Consider the following 17,151-nt stretch of genomic DNA (forward strand, 5'->3'; position numbering starts at 1 on the left):
TGCCGTATTCTTTTAGGTTGATATCTTTGTGTTGGAAAATAAAGCACATTGTTGTTATTTACTTTTCATTGTTCTTCCTAAGTCCAAGAGTTAGATCTCCTATTCTTTTCTTCAGATAGTTTGCATTGATTGCAATACTACCTATCAAGTGTAGAGCGGATTCTACGCTAGGTAATGCACATTTATATCGAGCCCCTTTCTTTACCTGTCTATTGAAGCGTTCTATCCAGTTAGTACTATGAATGTACTTGCGAACACTGACGTCGTATTTTAGGTATGTGAAGTAATACTCTATCCTCTGACCGTTAGCTATTTTTGTGAGAAAAGGATAGCTCTTACGCCATCTGAACGCAAAGTTTTTAAAGCTCTCTAGGCCATCTAAAGGTGAGCTTCTTGAGCCGTCTTTACTAAAGACCTCCTGTAGATCACTTGCGATGGCTGACTTATCTCGAGGGCGTATCTTTCGAGTTATTTCTCGCTGTAGATGCACCGTGCAGAGCTGGACTTCCACTTCTGTAAAGTGCTCACGTGCAACCTCTTCAATGTTATTCAACCCGTCTGAAATGATTAGTCCTACCTCTTCGAGTCCTCGGCTTTTTAGATCCTCAAAAAACTCGCCCCAGATGCCGCTTCCCTCTGTTGGATTATTATAGACACCCACGATGTCTCGACGTCCTTCGCTATCTAAACTCATCACTACAAAAAATGCCTCCTTGCTCACACTTTCTCCTCTCCGTACAGGAAGATATGTAGCATCGATAACAAGTGCCTCTAAAGTCCTCGGTAGACGTCTTTGACGCCACTCTTCTACTGCTTCTTGGGTCGATAAGGAGAGACGATTGATTTGACTCGTACTATAACGTTTACCATACAAACGCTCGAATACTCCAGAGATATCCTCCATCGTATTACCGCAGCTATATAGATAACCTGCTAGTTCTCCCATCTCTTTCTCTTGATCTTTGAGAACGCCTAAAATCAAGGGCATGAAGCCCTGCTGTCGAGTTCGGGGTACTCGTAATTCTAGCATATTACCACTCGCAAAGATGCGACGGGAGCGGTATCCATTGCTCACATCGCCACTATCTTCTTTATACAGTTCCCTCTCCCCTTGCATCGCTATTTCGATGATTAACTCCATTAAACGGCCAACTCCATTTGGCTCTGTCATCAAGTTTGATAGAATTTCCTTAAATTGCATTTGTGTAAGTCTCATCTTCTTGTTTATCTTTTGTTTTTAACTTTTCAAAGATAACATTCTTGGGACTTACACACTTTTTGGGGACAGTATCTCAGTATAGGACCATCTATAATGATTTCCCTCAAGTACAGACTAAATAAAGGACAAAAGGTAATTGAAGAATATCGGGATTATACTCCCAATTCCTCTCGTATGCGATAGATAGAATTTATTAGAAATATGGAAGTTAAACGCTAGATAAAACTCTTACAGACTATTATTAATAACGTGAGTTCAATTTAAGTAACTATAGCAAGAGCCTCTTTATCAGTAAATTCAAGATTTAAGGAAGGCTTTTTAGTCATTCAGTGATATGCACCAAAATGAGAAAAGTCGCTGTAAAGACCTGCTTTACAACGACTTTTCTATTGATTTTGAAGCCTTTTCTGATTACTCTCGTAAACCTCTCTTTAGCTTCTTGCGGTATGGACGGATCTTGAACGGAAACGTCCTAAGTCGTTATTAATTACAGTCTACTAATTTTCCACTAATACCACTGTAGCAAAATTGTAGCACGATTTTGAATATCTACAGACTACTACTCTGAATACTTATTGAACACACACTTGCATCCTTCTCAGCGGTACAAAGTTAGCGAAAAACGAACTAACAGCCAAACCTCTGTTAATTAAATCATTAACCTACTCCCTGCTACAAACCCAGGTGCAAGGTGCAAGCCTCTATATATAGAAGGCTTGCACCTTGCACCTGAGGTTCTCTTAAAGCCTTGTATGATTATTGATTTCTAATGTGTCAAAGTATGCCAATTGAGGATTTTGACCAAACAATCAGGATTTTTGCAATCACCATTGCAATCAATTCGCATGCAGGAAGTTAGAGTATTCTTAACTATTAATTATGCACCTAATGAGAAAACACTTGCAATTGGTGCATATTCTTGCAATAATCGGGTTGGTACATTTCTTAGGTGCTGGTAACTTTAACATATGAACAGAATAAATATAATTCTGAGAGAATTGAGAGAGCAAAGGAGCCTCAAACAAGAGGATGTCGCTGAAATGCTCAATGTTTCACCTAGTACCTATTCACGATGGGAACGAGGTGAAAAGGAACTATCTTCAAGTGAAATTGAGAGAATTTCTCGTGTGTTTTTTGGCAATGAATTAAAACTATATGCAATACTTGCAAGTCCTTTGATAGAATTATCACCCATCACAAATATTACAGTGTCAATATATACTGAGGAAGCATACAAAAACCTATTGGTGTATTTGTCATCTTGCAATCCAAAATCAATAATTATTATTCAGAATTCAAACCAATGGAAGTAATAGGATTTGAAAGTGATGCTTTTCAAGATCTTTTAGAACGGATTAAGAAGATTGAGGGCTTTGTCGAACGGAGCTCCTCACTCCTTCAAGAGATAGACGAAGAGCTTGAGATGACCTCTAAAGATGTGATGAACGTATTAAACATATCAAAGTCCACACTCTATCGATGGCGAAAATCACAAATGATACCATTCCGATTTACGGGCAATGGTGATGTACGCTATCCTTATAAAAGTGTATGTAATGCTATTAAGAGTAACCGACTCACAGTTGTGGGGCTTACTTCAGATGATGCCCTAAGAGAATTAAACAAATACAAGGACAATATAATACTAAGCTGTTGTTCAACAAAATCGATAACAGAAGAGAGTGATGATTGATAAAGAACAGATATTAACTCTAACACAAGGAGGTTTGAATGTGTATAACCACTACTTGGGTTTCGAAGTGAACACTCATAAGAACTTCAGAAGTCCCTTTTATGACGATAAAAAGCCTTCATGCCATATCTACTATGATGCTAAAAGTACATCATACAAGTTTCATGACCACGGAGAACCGAGTTACTCTGGAGACTGCTTTTGGTTTGTTGGAGAGCTTTATGGATTGGATACGAGACGAGATTTTCTTGATATTCTCAAACTGATAGTTCAAGATTTAATGCTCCCGATAAGGGTCACAGATGATTATCCGTCACGTTTTGACAAGCGTCATATTCAGAGGAAATGGGTTAGACCTAAAGCTATCCAAGAAGAAGAGAGGATAGATAATAAGCCATATAAAATCCAAACGATATCCTACTCGCAGCCCTTTCTTACCTTTTGGGGAAGATATGGGGTAGATGAGAATACGCTCAAAAGATACAATGTCATCAATATCTCTCAGTTTGAATCCATCAATTCACAAGGTGAGGCTTATACTATAAAAGCAACTGGCACGGAGCCAATATATGGCTATAAGGGGTATGATTATGTCAAGATTTACAGACCCAATAGCACGAAGCTACGCTTTTTATATGGAGGTAGGAAACCTTCTCTCTATTGTTTTGGGCTTGATCAATTACCAACAAAAGGAGATGTTCTTTTAATCACTGGAGGAGAAAAAGATGTTCTATCACTTGCAGCACATGGCTTCAATGCAATCTGCTTCAATAGTGAGACTTCAGTAATTCCTGAGAGCCTAATTGATGGATTGTCACTTCGTTTTAGGCATATTGTACTCCTATATGATGTTGATGAAACAGGCATTCGAGAGAGTGAAAGACAGAAAGTAGCTTTGGAAAAGTACAAGGTCAGAAGTATTCAATTGCCACTGAGTGGAGGTCAATTTGAAAAGGATGTCTCTGACTTTTTCTCCCTTGGACATACATCAGAAGAATTAAGAGGTCTTCTAGCTACTTTACTGCAAGAAATATACTCGGAGACTCTAATGATGATGAAGTCATGTGAGATAGATTATGCCAATCCTCCAGACTTGTCTAAAGCAATCGTTTCTGTAAATGATGTCCCACTTGGCACACAGGATAATTTGTTTTGTATCACAGGTGGAGAGGGAACAGGTAAGAGCAACTTTGTATCTGCCATTCTTGCTGGAGCAATGAGATATGATGCTCTTGTACCAGAGGAAACTCTTGGATTGGAGGTGAATCCTAATCCCTATGGCTTAGCTGTAATACATTATGACACCGAACAATCAGAAGCACAGCTATATAAAAATCTTGGAAAGACCTTGCGACGAGCATCACTGGTGCAGGTTCCTTCTTTCTATCACTCTCTTTACTTAGCCTCTTTATCTCGACAAGACAGACTTAGGTTAATCAGAGATAGTATGGATTTACTCTACCACGAACACGGAGGTATCCATTTGGTAGTTATAGATGGAATTGCGGATTTAATTAGGTCTGCCAATGATGAAAGCGAGAGTATAGCGATAGTGGATGAACTCTACCGACTAGCAGGCATCTACAATACATGTATTATCTGTGTGCTTCATTTTGTTCCAAATGGAGTAAAGCTTCGAGGCCATATCGGCTCTGAACTTCAGCGAAAAGCTGCTGGGATTTTATCAATAGAAAAAGACGACAATCCAGAACTCTCCGTAGTCAAAGCACTTAAAGTGAGAGATGGTAGCCCTTTGGATGTACCGATGATGCTTTTCGGCTGGGACAAAGAGTTGGACATGTTCGCCTACAGAGGTGAGAAGTCCAAGGAAGAAAAAGAGAAAAGAAAGACGGTTGATTTAGCCTCTCTTGCCAAGGAGATTATGGCTGGGCGTGAGGTTATATCCTATAGTGAATTGGTTGATGCCGTGATGGAGGAGATGGATGTCAAAGATAGGACGGCGAAAAAGTACATAGCTTATATGAGAGATCAAGATATCTTATCTCAGGAAAACAGTGGAAACTACATAAAAGGGAAGCTATGTCATACTTCTTAAATGAACCTCCTGAGTCTTCTGAGCACAAATCCGAGTTTGAGCTTCTTAAGGAGATGCTTGTCAATATGGAGGGTAAGCTAAATCAATTGCTTGCCCTCCAAGAAACGACTATTCATCCTCCAATGCGACCAGAATACTTAGATATTATTGATGTGTCAAAGCTCTTGAAAGTAGAGCAAAAGACTATCTACAACTGGGTGTCTCTCGGCAAAATACCTTTTATCAAAGCTAATGGTCGTCTCCTCTTCTTGAGGCACGAAATAGATGATATGCTTCGTAGAAGAGATGAATGGTAACAGTTTGTTCAAATTATAGCTCTCGTTCATTTTTATTGAACGAGCTAAACTAAATGAATTAGTATTTGGCAGCTTTTGTTTTGTTCAGTATATTTGCAATGTTCAATAAAATTGAACAAGTATATGTCGCTGAACAAAAATATGGAGGAAATACAAATTATCGAACAGACTGTGAGAGCATTAGCCACTCAATGGAATGATGTTGACAACTTTATCTCGTACAAATGCTACAATGGTAAAGGCTCAGAGAATATGTATGTAATAACCATTTCTGGAATTGACTTCAATTGTATAGTGGAGAATGAAGTCAATGGAACGAATTTTTTGCGAATAAAAAATAGAGTTGAAGAGTATAGGTCAAACAACCAGGAACCATTCATGTTGGTGGCTAGTTATGTTAATCCATTTCTGTACGAAGATTTGCGTAGGCATAATATTAATGTTGCTGACACTGCTGGTAATTGCCAAATAAGATATACGAATGGTGCTAACGTGATGTTACAGCTTTCTCATACAGGGGAGAAAGAACCTGTGAGTATAAAGAAAAGCTATCCTCTGTTCCAAGAGGCTGGATTAAAAGTAATCTTTTTACTCTTACAAAATCCTGACAATGTTAGCAAAACATACAGAGAGATTAAAGAGCTAAGTGATGTCTCTCTCGGTACCGTAAAAAATATCATTGATGAATTGATAGCACGTAAATACATCTTGATCTCAAAAAGGAAAAGAGTATTAAAGGAGCGTCGTCAGTTGCTTGATCTATGGGCTGAGAACTACAATAGGATACTTAAGCCAAAACTATTTGTTGCTCGGTTAGCATTCCGAAGCCAACAGTATAGGGAAAGGTGGCAGGAAATCTCCTTGCCAGAAGGAATGTATTGGAGTGGAGAAGCAGCGTCTTACATACTCAATGGGTATCTTCTACCCCAGTCTTTTGAACTTTTTACTGACATTCCTATATCAATGATAATGAAAACAGGGGCAGTACGTACAGCAGATGGCGAAATTCTTGTATATCGAAAGTTTTGGAAAGGAGATACACTTCCATATATATTGATTTATGCTGATTTAGTAGGAAGTGAGAATAGCCGTTGTATTGAAGCTGCTCAAAAATTGTTAGACAATGAACTTTCAGATTTCAAGTGAAAAGATAGATAATCCCTTACTGATTGAACTTCTGAGAAATATTAGTCGGTGCTTCAAGGAGATAGATCAAGATTTCTTTGTTATCGGAGCTACGGCACGTGACATTTTGATTCGTCAATTAGTGGGGGTTAGTTCTCAAAGAAGAACAAGAGATTTAGACTTAGCCATTGCTATTCCAGATTGGGAGGCATTCAGTCAGATATCGCATACCCTTGTGGAGAATGGTTTTGAAAAAGACCCAAGTATGCTTCAGCGTTTCTATTATGGGTCGTATGAATTGGATATTGTTCCTTATGGAGATGTCGCAGAAGATGATGGATATATCTACTGGCCTCCCGAAGAGAATATTGCGATGTCTGTTAAGGGCTTTTCAGAAGTCTTGTCCGAAGCCATAACCGTAAGTATTGACAATGGCTTTGAAATAAAGATAGCATCGCTTCATGGTCTATTTATCCTAAAATTTAACGCTTGGCTGGATCGAAATATTCAAACAAGTAAAGATGCAGAGGACATGGCATTTATCATTGACAATTACTTCATTGCAAATCTGGATAGACAGTTTCATTCTGAAGTTTATGACTGGGATATTTTTGATGATTATATAGTAGGTGCATATTGGCTTGCATATGATATAGTTGAACTACTTCCTGAAAAACATCTTAAACGCTATGCACAATGCCTTCAAAATGAAATAGAAAAAGAGGAATATAGCCGACTTATACAACAAATATTAGATAACTATGGATCATTGCCATATGAGAAAGTCTTTCTTGCTTTCCAAAAGATGATTCAAGTATTCGAAAAAGAACTAGGCTGATGAAAATTCTAGTTGAAACTCATAGCAAATCCTATGATGATGAGAATGGGGATTATATCCTACATAAAAGCTTGTCTAATGGAGATAAACTCATCCTTTTAGCTGATGGGGTAGGTGGTTTAGACTATCCTAAATTAGGTTCTGAATTCGTGTGTAATGCTATTAATGAATACGTGAGTCTTAATAGCAATAGTGGTATTGAAGTAGTCAGTTTGTTAACGTCAAGTATAGAATATGCAGATAACTATTTGGCTAAGAGGAGTAAGGAGCTGGGATATAAAATGGGGGTTGCTCTTACTTTAATATATATCCAAAATGGAGTGCTATACTATACTTGGCTAGGGGATGTTAGATTGTACCTTCAGAAAAGTGACGGAATAATTACTCAACTCACAAAAGATGATGCAGTTGAACAAGATGGACAAACCTTTCTTACTTCATACATTAGTGGTAGGGGATTCCGAAATGCTGTATCCATTAAACTATATCCTCTCAGTTCAGGTGATATCCTATTGCTCTGTAGTGATGGATTCTATAGAAGTCATCATATCGAAAATAGCTTCACGGCTACAGAACTCACCTTAAATGCACATATAATTGATGATAGCTCTGTTATCAGAATAAGCATCAGGTAGTCAAATAGAGAGGGTGGGTATATGACTGGCGAATTATTGGCAATGGATTTGTTTGTTGCTGATAATTCGCTCTAGTTTGATATTGGAAATACTTGCAAAATGTCCAATGTGAAGTTTGACAGAAGCCTTTCTATCGCCACTTAGGGCGATAAGCGTTCTTGAGTGTGTCGCTGTCAAGCTTTTGAGATAGGCTCTCTTGTGGCTTAATAGTTTGTTGCTCAGAAGCTCGGGACGACTGCATTGGGTTTTCGCTGACTTGGTTAGATAGTTGCTGTTCAGGTGAATCATCGGTGTCAGAGGGTGTGGCGAGGGAGAGTGCGATTTTGCGGTCAAGCTCGGAGGCCTGGCTCTTTAGGGAGCGAAGTTCGTCTTCTTTCTTCCAAGAGCTATTGGCTATCTCTTGATAAGTAGAGATGGAGGCAGTCACTTTGATGAGTTCCTTCTGATGACTCTCTATGACCTTAGGGATACGCTCTAGAGCATTGACGAAGTTGCGACAGGCTAGCTTCGGATCGGTTGCCAAAGTTCCATTGTTGTAGGTGTAGTAGATATTACCCTCGCCCTTCACGAAAAAGCGGTTTTGCGTCAGTGCAAACAGTCCATCCTTAGCAGAGCTCTCCGATTTTACGAGGATAGGAAAACCATACACCAGCCCTACCTCTAGATATTCATTGCCTGTACGAGCCTTCTCAGCTATCTCGTGCAGTCGCTCTGCAATTTGCTTCTCGTCAGTCACACCTTCTACACCCTTTATCACGATTGCATTGAGTGGCTGTCCTGCTTCATCACGCTGGACCACACTGTTGTACTTGCTCCAGTCACTCTCAGCTTGAGCAATTCTACTCTTATGGATATTCGCCTTAAACTCAATCTCTCCAATTGTATTCAGTGCCTGGTCACGCTCGCGATTAAAAGCCTTTCGCTCCGATTCTAGAGCAGTAATCTTCTTCTCTAATTTTGCCTTCTCCAAGAGGTCAGTATTACCAGAAAGCACTGCCACATACTCTGAGAAGTTTAGTCCGCTATCCTCATCCATAGCTCCCTCGTCTATCGTTCGGCTACCAAGCGAATTACTCTTAAGCTGATTGATGAAGAGCTGCTTGTTGTGTAGCAGATTGAACTTATAGCTATCAAGCGACCGCTCCACAGCATAGATAATCACATCCACCTTGTTATCTGCGTAGAGTTTTGCCACTTCATTACCCTTACGGACGGCACGCCCATTGCGTTGTTCCAAATCGGAAGGACGCCAAGGCGTGTCGAGGTGATGTACTGCGACTGCTCTTTGCTGTGCATTCACCCCAGTACCCAGCATCTCAGTAGAACCAAATAGCACTCTAACCTCTCCTCGCTTCATCGCTTCTACCATTGCCTTCTTCGCTCGCTCCGTCTTACACTCTTGGATAAAACGCACTTCTGAAGATGGGATACCATAATCCTCCGTCAGTTTTCTCTTAATCTCTGAGTAAACCGACCACTCATTGGGCTTGTAAGTCCCTAAATCGGAAAATACAAACTGAGTCCCCTTCTGCTTATCAAACTTCTGATAGTACTCCCAAATCATCCTTGCGCAGTGAGAAGCCTTATTGTCAATGTGGTCTGAGTATTCTTGAGAAATCATCCTCATATCAAGGCTCATTTTGCGGGCATAGTCTGTGGCGATGAGCATCTTTGCCTTTTCCTCACTCTCACTCAGCGGTGCACGCCCCAAGAGTTCCGCATTACCCGTCTTGGCAAACTCCATCAGTTTGCCAATAAACTCTTCCTGCTCGGGTGTGGGCGGTATGTTGTGGAGTATTTCGTCCTTCTCGGGTCGGTCGATACCGATGTCCTTGGCTGTGCGAAAGTCGCAGATCTCCGCATAGAAGGAGGCAAGCTCTGGCACCTTGATAAATGTCCTAAAACGTTCCTTCTGGATGATTTCATTGGTAACTGAGAACTCATAGTCCGTGGACTTCTTGGCGAATACGGCAGCCCAAGCATCAAAGGTATTAATACCTTGTTTCTCCAATGCTTGTGGGCGTAGGTACTTGAAGAGTAGATATAGCTCTGTCAAACTATTAGAGATAGTAGTACCCGATAAGAATGTAGCCCCCAAGTCTTTGCCTGACCGCTCCTGAATAGTGCGTAATGCAAAGAGCATATTGAGAGCTCTTTGTGAACCATCTGGATTACCTAAGCCACTTACCCGACTGTGACGGGTGTTAAAGAGTAGATTCTTAAAGCGATGACTCTCATCCACAAAGAGGTGGTCAATACCCATCAGCTTAAAATCCACTGCGTCATCCTTACGCTCTGTAAGGTCATCAGCAATGGTCTTCAGTTTGACCTCCAAGTTTTCCTTTCGCTTCTCCAACCCCCGTAACATACTGCGAGATACCTCCACCCCTTGTTGCCTAAGCACCTCAAGGTTTTCTTCTACCGAGTCTAACTCTTTTTGAAGGATAGCCTCCTGCACCTCCAAGGATTGAGGTATCATTCCAAACTGCTCGTGTGTCAAGATGATACAGTCCCAGTCATTATTCTTGATGTCGTTGAAGATGCGTTGGCGGTTCTGCTTCGTAAAGTCATTCTTCCCAGGATAAAGCACCTTGGCATTGGGGTATGCCTTGCGAAAGGTATCTGCAATGTCAAAGACATTTGCTTTCAGTCCAATAATCATTGGCTTATTAGCTAGCCCTAGTCTCTTCATTTCATAAGCAGCTACGCACATAATGAGCGTCTTGCCAGCTCCCACCTCGTGGTCGCAGATACCTCCACCATTTGTTTTCAGCATCCAGACCGCATCCTTTTGGCTCTTATAGAGTGCAGGGATACCCAGTCCTTTTAGGTCAAGATGAGGAAAAGTCTGATGTGTACCATCAAAGTCGGGACGGACAAAGCAATTGAACAGCTTATTGTACCGCTCAGCCATCTGTTCCTTAAAGGTCTCAGGCTGTCTTCCTAACCAATCGACAAAGCCTTGCCGTATCTCCTCAATCTTGGAGTTGGCTTGCTGAATCTTCTCCCCATCCCTTACCTTAATCGTCTTCATCATACCCGACACTGGGTCTGGCACCTCCTTACTCTTATTGATTTCGGGGATGGTGTTCTGCAGAGCATGTCCCAATAGCTTGATACCATCATACCGCCTAAACTCCCCCTGCACCGCATACTTGTTCCATATATTGGCATTCTTACGCTCACACTGTACAGCATACTCATCCATATTGGCGTGGTACGAGACATCCACCTCCGTGCCAAAGAGATCCGATGCAAAGAGCGAATAGACCTTACTCGGGATCCATCGCTCCCCTAGGTTGAAGTCTAAGTCGGCAAAAGGGACAGGCGTAGGAATAGCAGCTTTGAGAGCCGAAAGACTTCGCTTCGCCTCTTCCACGTCGGGATGCTCCAAGAGCCATGACTCCAATCGCTCCGCTTTCTCAATGACATTGCCCGAGATGTACTTATCGGCAATCTCGTAGTTACCCACCTCGGGATTATAGAAGATACGGTCTTCTAATTCGGTCACGAGGTCGCTCTCTTCTGTTTCGGGGAGTAGCGAAGCCATATAGCCCAAGTCCACCTCCCCAAACTTATTGAGCGAAGCCGAGAGTGCCTCCAAAGGGTTTGCCACGACTGTAAGCTCCTCATTTGAGAATGCGGTAGGGTGGTCAAAGATATCTGCCTTAACCAGCTTTCCATCGATGCTTCGCTCCAAGAAGAGCATCTCTACCCCAGTAGCATCCATCTTGATAAGGTCCACATTGGAGCGGTCATTGAAGTGTCCTCTTTGTGCTACAAAAGCATCGTAGAGGCGATTGAGCTTCTGTCGCTCCTCCTTATCCTCCACCCGATTGTGAGCCTCATAGTCATAAAGACGGTGATAGCTGTCCCTTATCTCCACATACTCCTTTAGCTTCGAGAGCTGTCCATAGGACAAGTCCATCGGATTGAAAAGAGGACTACTCTTTACTCCCGACAAGAAACCGACCTGACCATTCTGAACCACAATGGATCCATCACGCAGGTGACTATCGGGAAGTGAGAGAAAAGGTCGAGGAGATGTATCAAATACCTTCTTCACCTCTTTAATGGGCTTACCCTTATTGGGTATAATATCCCCCTCCTCATCAAAAGAGAAGAGTGATGGCTGGGTCATCTTAGGAGTAGCTCTCTTGGCACTCCTTTTTGGAGAGGCAGGCTTAGCCACACTTTGTTTTGACTTCTCTTTCTTCTCAGTCTGAAGTTCCTTATTGACCCGATCCACCTCCTTTGTCCATTGGGTATATTCCTCTGGAGCAAAAAGTGGTAGCATGGATGCCTCAGACCTCTCATCGTACAGCGTTGGGTCATCTATCGGGTGATGATCATCGTCAAAGTACACCAACTTACCACCCATCTCCCTCGGTGCTTCAAAGTCAGTGCGAATAACCCTCTCCTCCTGCTGATGCTGCTGCTTCTCATAGAGCTTTTGAAGTGAGAGTACTGGCACTCCCTCGGGAGCGACCTCTTCCTCCACTTCCTGCTTATGTGTGTATTGCTCCCCGACGTACTCCTTTAGTTCCTCAATCTGATGAAGCGGTTTCGGCTCAAAGTAAAGGTCACGCTCAATGCCTAGTCCTCTCACCTTTACCTCTCTCATCTCAGCAAGGGACATATAGCCTAGCTCCCAGCCATAGCCCATAGTGGTCAAGCCAAAACCGATTTCCTCCTTCGGGTCATATTCTAGAATATAAGAGGTGTAGGCACCCATCGGAAAAAAGTAACGACCATAGGCGACCTTATCCCCCAATAGCTTTATCTTCTCCGTGGCATAGAGCTTAGGGATCTGCTTTTGCAGTGGCTTAGGCATCAGGTCGTAGGCATTCTCAGCCTCTTTTTGAACCACCTCCTGCTCCTCTTGCTTTACTTCTTTCTTTTGCCCTAGCACTCCAGTCTCATAGAGGGAGAGGTCAAATTGTTTACCCATATCTATAGTCAGTTGCTCCCTAATTTCATTGGCAATCCCCTCTACACCGCCTTCGTGGGTATAAACCCAAGTGGGCTTGCCGTAAGGGTCGCTTCCTATTCTTTTGTCTGTAGCAATAATCCGCTGGCGAGCTTCTTCTCCCTCAAAAAGAGCATTGTGGGTAAAAGCGATACTAAAGCCATCACCCTTAGACACAGCATAGCTCTCAATAAAGAGCTTCTCCGTGGGAGTCAGCTCTTGCTTATTACTCTGCTTCTGTAGGATAATCAAGTCGCTCCCCACCTCTGTCCCAGCATTTTCTGAAAACATGCCAGAGGGGAGTCTCAGTGCAGAGACAAGGTTACTATGCTCCATTAGATACTTGCGAATAGGCTCATTTTTAGGTGAGTCCAAGACACCTCGCGAAGTAATGAATGCGAGCAACCCGCCCTCCTTCAGCACATCAAGCCCTTTGACAAAAAAATAGTTATGAATTGCCTTGGTAGAAGCCTGCTTAATGACCTCATCACTCTTGATGAAACTTCGGTCATAGACCAAGAAGTCTCCAAAGGGAATATTGCTGGTGATGAGTTCGAAGCCACCTCCTTCTGCCCCAAGGTCGTCCACCTGCTCAAAGGGTTTCTGATAGACTTGTATATTGCCCTCGCCCATCGGGTAAAGGGCTTGCATCATACGAGCGGTTAAGAGGTCTTTCTCCAAGGCATACACCTTGGTAGTTGGTGAAGTAGCAAAGGCAGTGGTGAAAGCTCCCATACCTGCCGATGGATCGAGCACACGATTGAGCCGAATGCCACTGCTCTCTATCCCCTGAGCAATCGCATCTACTATCCGCTGGTCGGTATAAAAGGAGGTCAAGACACTCGACTTAATGCTATCCCAATACCGCTTCGCCATATTCGCATCCAGAGCATCCCGATAGATGAGTTGCTTCAGCTGACGAGTCGGTTCAAAGAGCGACTGCTCGCTCATAGCCCAATAACGGATATCCTCATCGCTGTCGGTGCGACTGAGGATACACTTTAGCCCTCCGAAGCCTTGATAGCGGAGCAGTTGCTCCCGCTCTTCAGTAGTCGGTAGTCTCCTCTCTTTTTCCAGTCTAAGGATCACTCGTATTGCCTCGCTATTCTCTAGCAATACCTTTTTCTTATTGTATGCCATATCGAAATCTTACTATAGATGAGCAATACTTTCTCAATAGAATGAACGCTATAGGTATCAGACATGAACGACTGATAGGATATCCCTTGAACCTTATAGCTATATGGCATGACCCTTAATATATACTAATCACCTACTTTAATATATACTAATTGAGCCAATTAATATATATCAAAGGTTCATGCTTTCGGCATTAAACGCTCATGCGTGATAGCTATCTCGGTTGCCTTATATGCCCATACCGCTTATCTCCGTGGGGTGTTCCTACTTTTTCTTGGCTCTCACCTCAAACTCAAAAGCGGCGGAGAAGTCCTCTTTTAGCACTAATCGGGCATTGAATTTCTTACCAGCCTTACTGGTCATTCCTTTGAGGGTGGGTGTTTTGCCCTTAGTGATGAGGTCTTGGATATTGCTATCCGAGAGGAAAGTACCACAGAGTTCACGAAAGACTTTGAAGCCACAAGCTTCATCTTTGCACTTCGCCACCTTATTGTAAATAGCAAAGCTCTCCTTACCACACTTGGGACACTTGTAAACTGGGTACTGCTTGGTAGGTACAGTCAGTGCCAATAACTCACTACATATTTGGCGAGTGTACTCCTTGATACCCTCCTCGAACTCTCCAATATCTAAAGCTCCTGCTTCAATAGCAGCAAGAGAGAGCTCCCAATTGCCTGTCATCTCTGCATTGGCGATCTTCATCTCTTTCACCAACTCAAATACCTCAAGTCCCTTGTCGGTAGGGATGAGAGACTTCTTCTCCCTACGGATGAAATCTCTAAGGATAAGGGTCTCAATGATATTGGCTCTTGTTGCTGGTGTGCCGATACCACATTCCGCAAGAGCTTTCTTACTCTCCGTGTCCTCGACCTCTTTACCAGCATGTTCCATTGCTGAAAGCAGGGTCGCCTCTGTGTAGAGTGGCTTTGGTTTGGTGGCTTGCTTCAGTAGCTCGGCACTCTGTAGGGATAGAGTTTCGCCCTCCAAGATAGCTGGGAGCTTATCCAACTCTTCTTCTTCACTCTCTTTCCTTTTATCGTCCCTCTTACGTTGTACTACCTTCCAGCCAAGGGCAACTGATCGCTGACCTTTCCAGATGAAATGATGTATGCCCTCTGTCATCTCTACCTGCATTCGCTCCTCCTGGGAGGGTGGCAGGAATGCCTCGACAAAGCGATGGGCAATCATCGTGTAGATGGTTTGCTCATCCGCGGAGAGCATCGGGGACTCCTCGCCGGTCGGGATGATAGCGTGGTGGTCAGTCACCTTGCTATCGTCCACAGATTGGCGATTGAGAGGGATAGGAAGCGTCTGCTTCAGCACCTTGGCGATGAGCTTCGGGATTTCCTCAAAGAGATCCTCCGAGATATAGCGACTACCCGTGCGTGGATATGTGGTTACCTTCTTCTCGTAGAGGCTCTGAGCGATAGACAAGGTCTTGTCGGCAGAGAAACCGTGGCGACTATTGACTTCCTTTTGGAGTGCGGTCAGGTCGTACAAGAGAGGTGGCGGTGTCTCCGTCACCTTTCTTGTGACCTTAGTGACCGTAAGCGAGCCGTGAGAGCGGAGCTGTGCGAGCATACTCTCGGCTGCCGTTTCATTATCATATTGCTCCAGAGAGTTGGCTTGGAGCGTGAGGTCGGGGTGGTTGATGGAAGTGGATAGCTTCCAGTAAGGCACTGACTGAAACGCTCTATTCGTGAGGTAGCGAGAGCATATCATCGCCAAGGTGGGTGTCTGAACTCGCCCGAGAGAGTAACCGCCACGCCTTGCAATAGACATGGCTCTGCTGGCATTTATACCTACGCACCAGTCGGCTTCGCTCCTCGCTTTAGCGGAGAGGTAGAGGTTGTCGTACTGAGAGCCTGGCTTTAGATGACTAAGTCCCTCATTGATAGCTTTATCTGTAAGCGAGGAGATCCAAAGTCTTTGGAAGGGCTTTTGGCAACCAAGGTAGCTATAGATGTAGCGGAAGATAAGTTCGCCCTCTCGCCCCGCATCTGTGGCAACGATGATTTGGTCTGCTTCTGTAAAGCAATGACGAATTGCCTTGAGTTGCTTAAGGGCTGATGGGTCATCGTGGTACTCCTTGTCCTTGCAGACTTGTCGCACTACCAACTGGTGTGGATTGGGGAGTATCGGCAGGTCGTCTGCTCGGTACTCCTTAAATCCATATACTTCGGGCATAGCAAGGGTGATAAGATGACCAATAGCCCAAGTGACGAGATAGCCATTCCCCTCGATATAGCCGTTCTGCTTTTGGGTTGCCCCAACGATACGGGCAATATCACGAGCCACAGAGGGCTTCTCTGCAATAATACATGTTGTCATAGTCTATGGGGGATTAGAGTTTACGACCTCGTGAGACCTTCTTCTTTTCTGCTTGCTGCTCTGCCTGCTTCTCTGTAGGCTGGGTCTGCTTAGGTTTGAGGGGTTCTTCCAACTTCTTTGTCGCTTCGTTGGTCTTCCCCTCGTTATTAACCGCCACTTGGGTCTTGTGCTCTTCGGCTACCGCCTCCACCTTATCGGCAGACTGCTTCTTGTCGGGATTGAAGCGGAAGAAGCGTAGTCGGTTCTCCTCGGGCATCAGCTTGACATAAGCATTGAATGACTGCCCCTGCTTATCCACCATATTCTTGAGATAGAGGGTGGCACCATTGGAGAGAGCTTGGTGCTGTTTATCGCTGAGTTCCAAACCACATAGCTTCTTGGGAATACGAGGCTGTTGCTGCTCCTGCGACTGCTCGAGTCGCTGTTTGTAGCTCTTCGTATTATCAAAGATAAACTCGATGCCTTTCTTCTCCGCATTGACTTGGAGGGTCGCATCAAAAGGTTTATTGCTCTTGGAGAGCATCCCCTCTACTTTCACCGCCTTGCCCTCCACGAGGTCTTTGTACTGCTGGTCAGTTAGCTCTACGCCCTTAATCTCCTTCGGAATGGAGACTCTATCGGCACGGAGAGCGACCAACTCATTGGTCAGTGGGTCAATGGAGACATAAGCGGAGAATGGTTCGCCATTCTTTGGTGTCAGTTCCACCACCTTACCAAGGTTACCCGTGGTCTGAAGTGTCGCTTTCTCATCATCAGTGAATTTGTACCCCAAATATGGGTAATCGAGCTTCGGTTCCTTGCGGATGTTGTGGATGGCTAGACCAATCTCGCCATTCTCATTGGTGCGAA

The 17,151-nt window shown here is 43.6% G+C and carries 10 protein-coding genes; 6 read left to right on the forward strand and 4 right to left on the reverse strand.

All coding sequences use genetic code 11. The features are described from left to right. Nucleotides 1-58: 58 nt before the first annotated feature. Entirely contained in the window at nt 59-1,201 is a 1,143-nt protein-coding gene (locus tag QYZ87_06660) for an IS256 family transposase (protein MDN4754206.1), read from the reverse strand. Between the two features lie 1,321 nt (nt 1,202-2,522). Between QYZ87_06660 and QYZ87_06665 the strand changes: the two genes are divergently transcribed. The 6 genes from QYZ87_06665 (at nt 2,523) to QYZ87_06690 (ending at nt 7,862) form a co-directional block, all read left to right on the forward strand. Continuing rightward, complete coding sequence (locus QYZ87_06665) at nt 2,523-2,912, forward strand: helix-turn-helix domain-containing protein (GenBank protein MDN4754207.1); 390 nt, start codon at nt 2,523-2,525, stop codon at nt 2,910-2,912. Then, nucleotides 2,905-4,968, forward strand: coding sequence for a bifunctional DNA primase/helicase (locus QYZ87_06670; GenBank protein ID MDN4754208.1), 2,064 nt, complete (start codon nt 2,905-2,907; stop codon nt 4,966-4,968). The genes QYZ87_06665 and QYZ87_06670 overlap by 8 nt, the downstream gene beginning before the upstream one ends. Further along, complete coding sequence (locus QYZ87_06675) at nt 4,953-5,264, forward strand: helix-turn-helix domain-containing protein (protein MDN4754209.1); 312 nt, start codon at nt 4,953-4,955, stop codon at nt 5,262-5,264. Before QYZ87_06670 ends, QYZ87_06675 begins: the two co-directional genes overlap by 16 nt. 141 nt (nt 5,265-5,405) lie before the next feature. Continuing rightward, on the forward strand, nt 5,406-6,410 hold the full coding sequence (locus tag QYZ87_06680) for a type IV toxin-antitoxin system AbiEi family antitoxin (GenBank protein ID MDN4754210.1): 1,005 nt from the start codon (nt 5,406-5,408) through the stop codon (nt 6,408-6,410). Continuing rightward, on the forward strand, nt 6,388-7,227 hold the full coding sequence (locus QYZ87_06685) for a nucleotidyltransferase (protein ID MDN4754211.1): 840 nt from the start codon (nt 6,388-6,390) through the stop codon (nt 7,225-7,227). The genes QYZ87_06680 and QYZ87_06685 overlap by 23 nt, the downstream gene beginning before the upstream one ends. Continuing rightward, on the forward strand, nt 7,227-7,862 hold the full coding sequence (locus tag QYZ87_06690) for a protein phosphatase 2C domain-containing protein (GenBank protein MDN4754212.1): 636 nt from the start codon (nt 7,227-7,229) through the stop codon (nt 7,860-7,862). Before QYZ87_06685 ends, QYZ87_06690 begins: the two co-directional genes overlap by 1 nt. A gap of 130 nt (nt 7,863-7,992) precedes the next feature. Here QYZ87_06690 and QYZ87_06695 read toward each other — a convergent pair whose 3' ends face one another. The 3 genes from QYZ87_06695 to QYZ87_06705 all read right to left on the reverse strand — a co-directional run. Then, on the reverse strand, nt 7,993-13,971 hold the full coding sequence (locus tag QYZ87_06695) for an N-6 DNA methylase (GenBank protein ID MDN4754213.1): 5,979 nt from the start codon (nt 13,969-13,971) through the stop codon (nt 7,993-7,995). 264 nt (nt 13,972-14,235) lie between these two features. Beyond that, nucleotides 14,236-16,302 carry a DNA topoisomerase 3 gene (locus QYZ87_06700; GenBank protein MDN4754214.1) on the reverse strand — a complete coding sequence of 689 codons (2,067 nt, stop codon included), beginning with the start codon at nt 16,300-16,302 and terminating at the stop codon, nt 14,236-14,238. Nucleotides 16,303-16,315: 13 nt separating this feature from the next. After that, nucleotides 16,316-17,151, reverse strand: an 836-nt coding sequence (locus QYZ87_06705) for a DUF3945 domain-containing protein (GenBank protein MDN4754215.1), incomplete at its 5' end; no start/stop codon positions are given.

The organism is Porphyromonadaceae bacterium W3.11, from assembly GCA_030434245.1.
GTDB lineage: Bacteria > Bacteroidota > Bacteroidia > Bacteroidales > Porphyromonadaceae > Porphyromonas_A.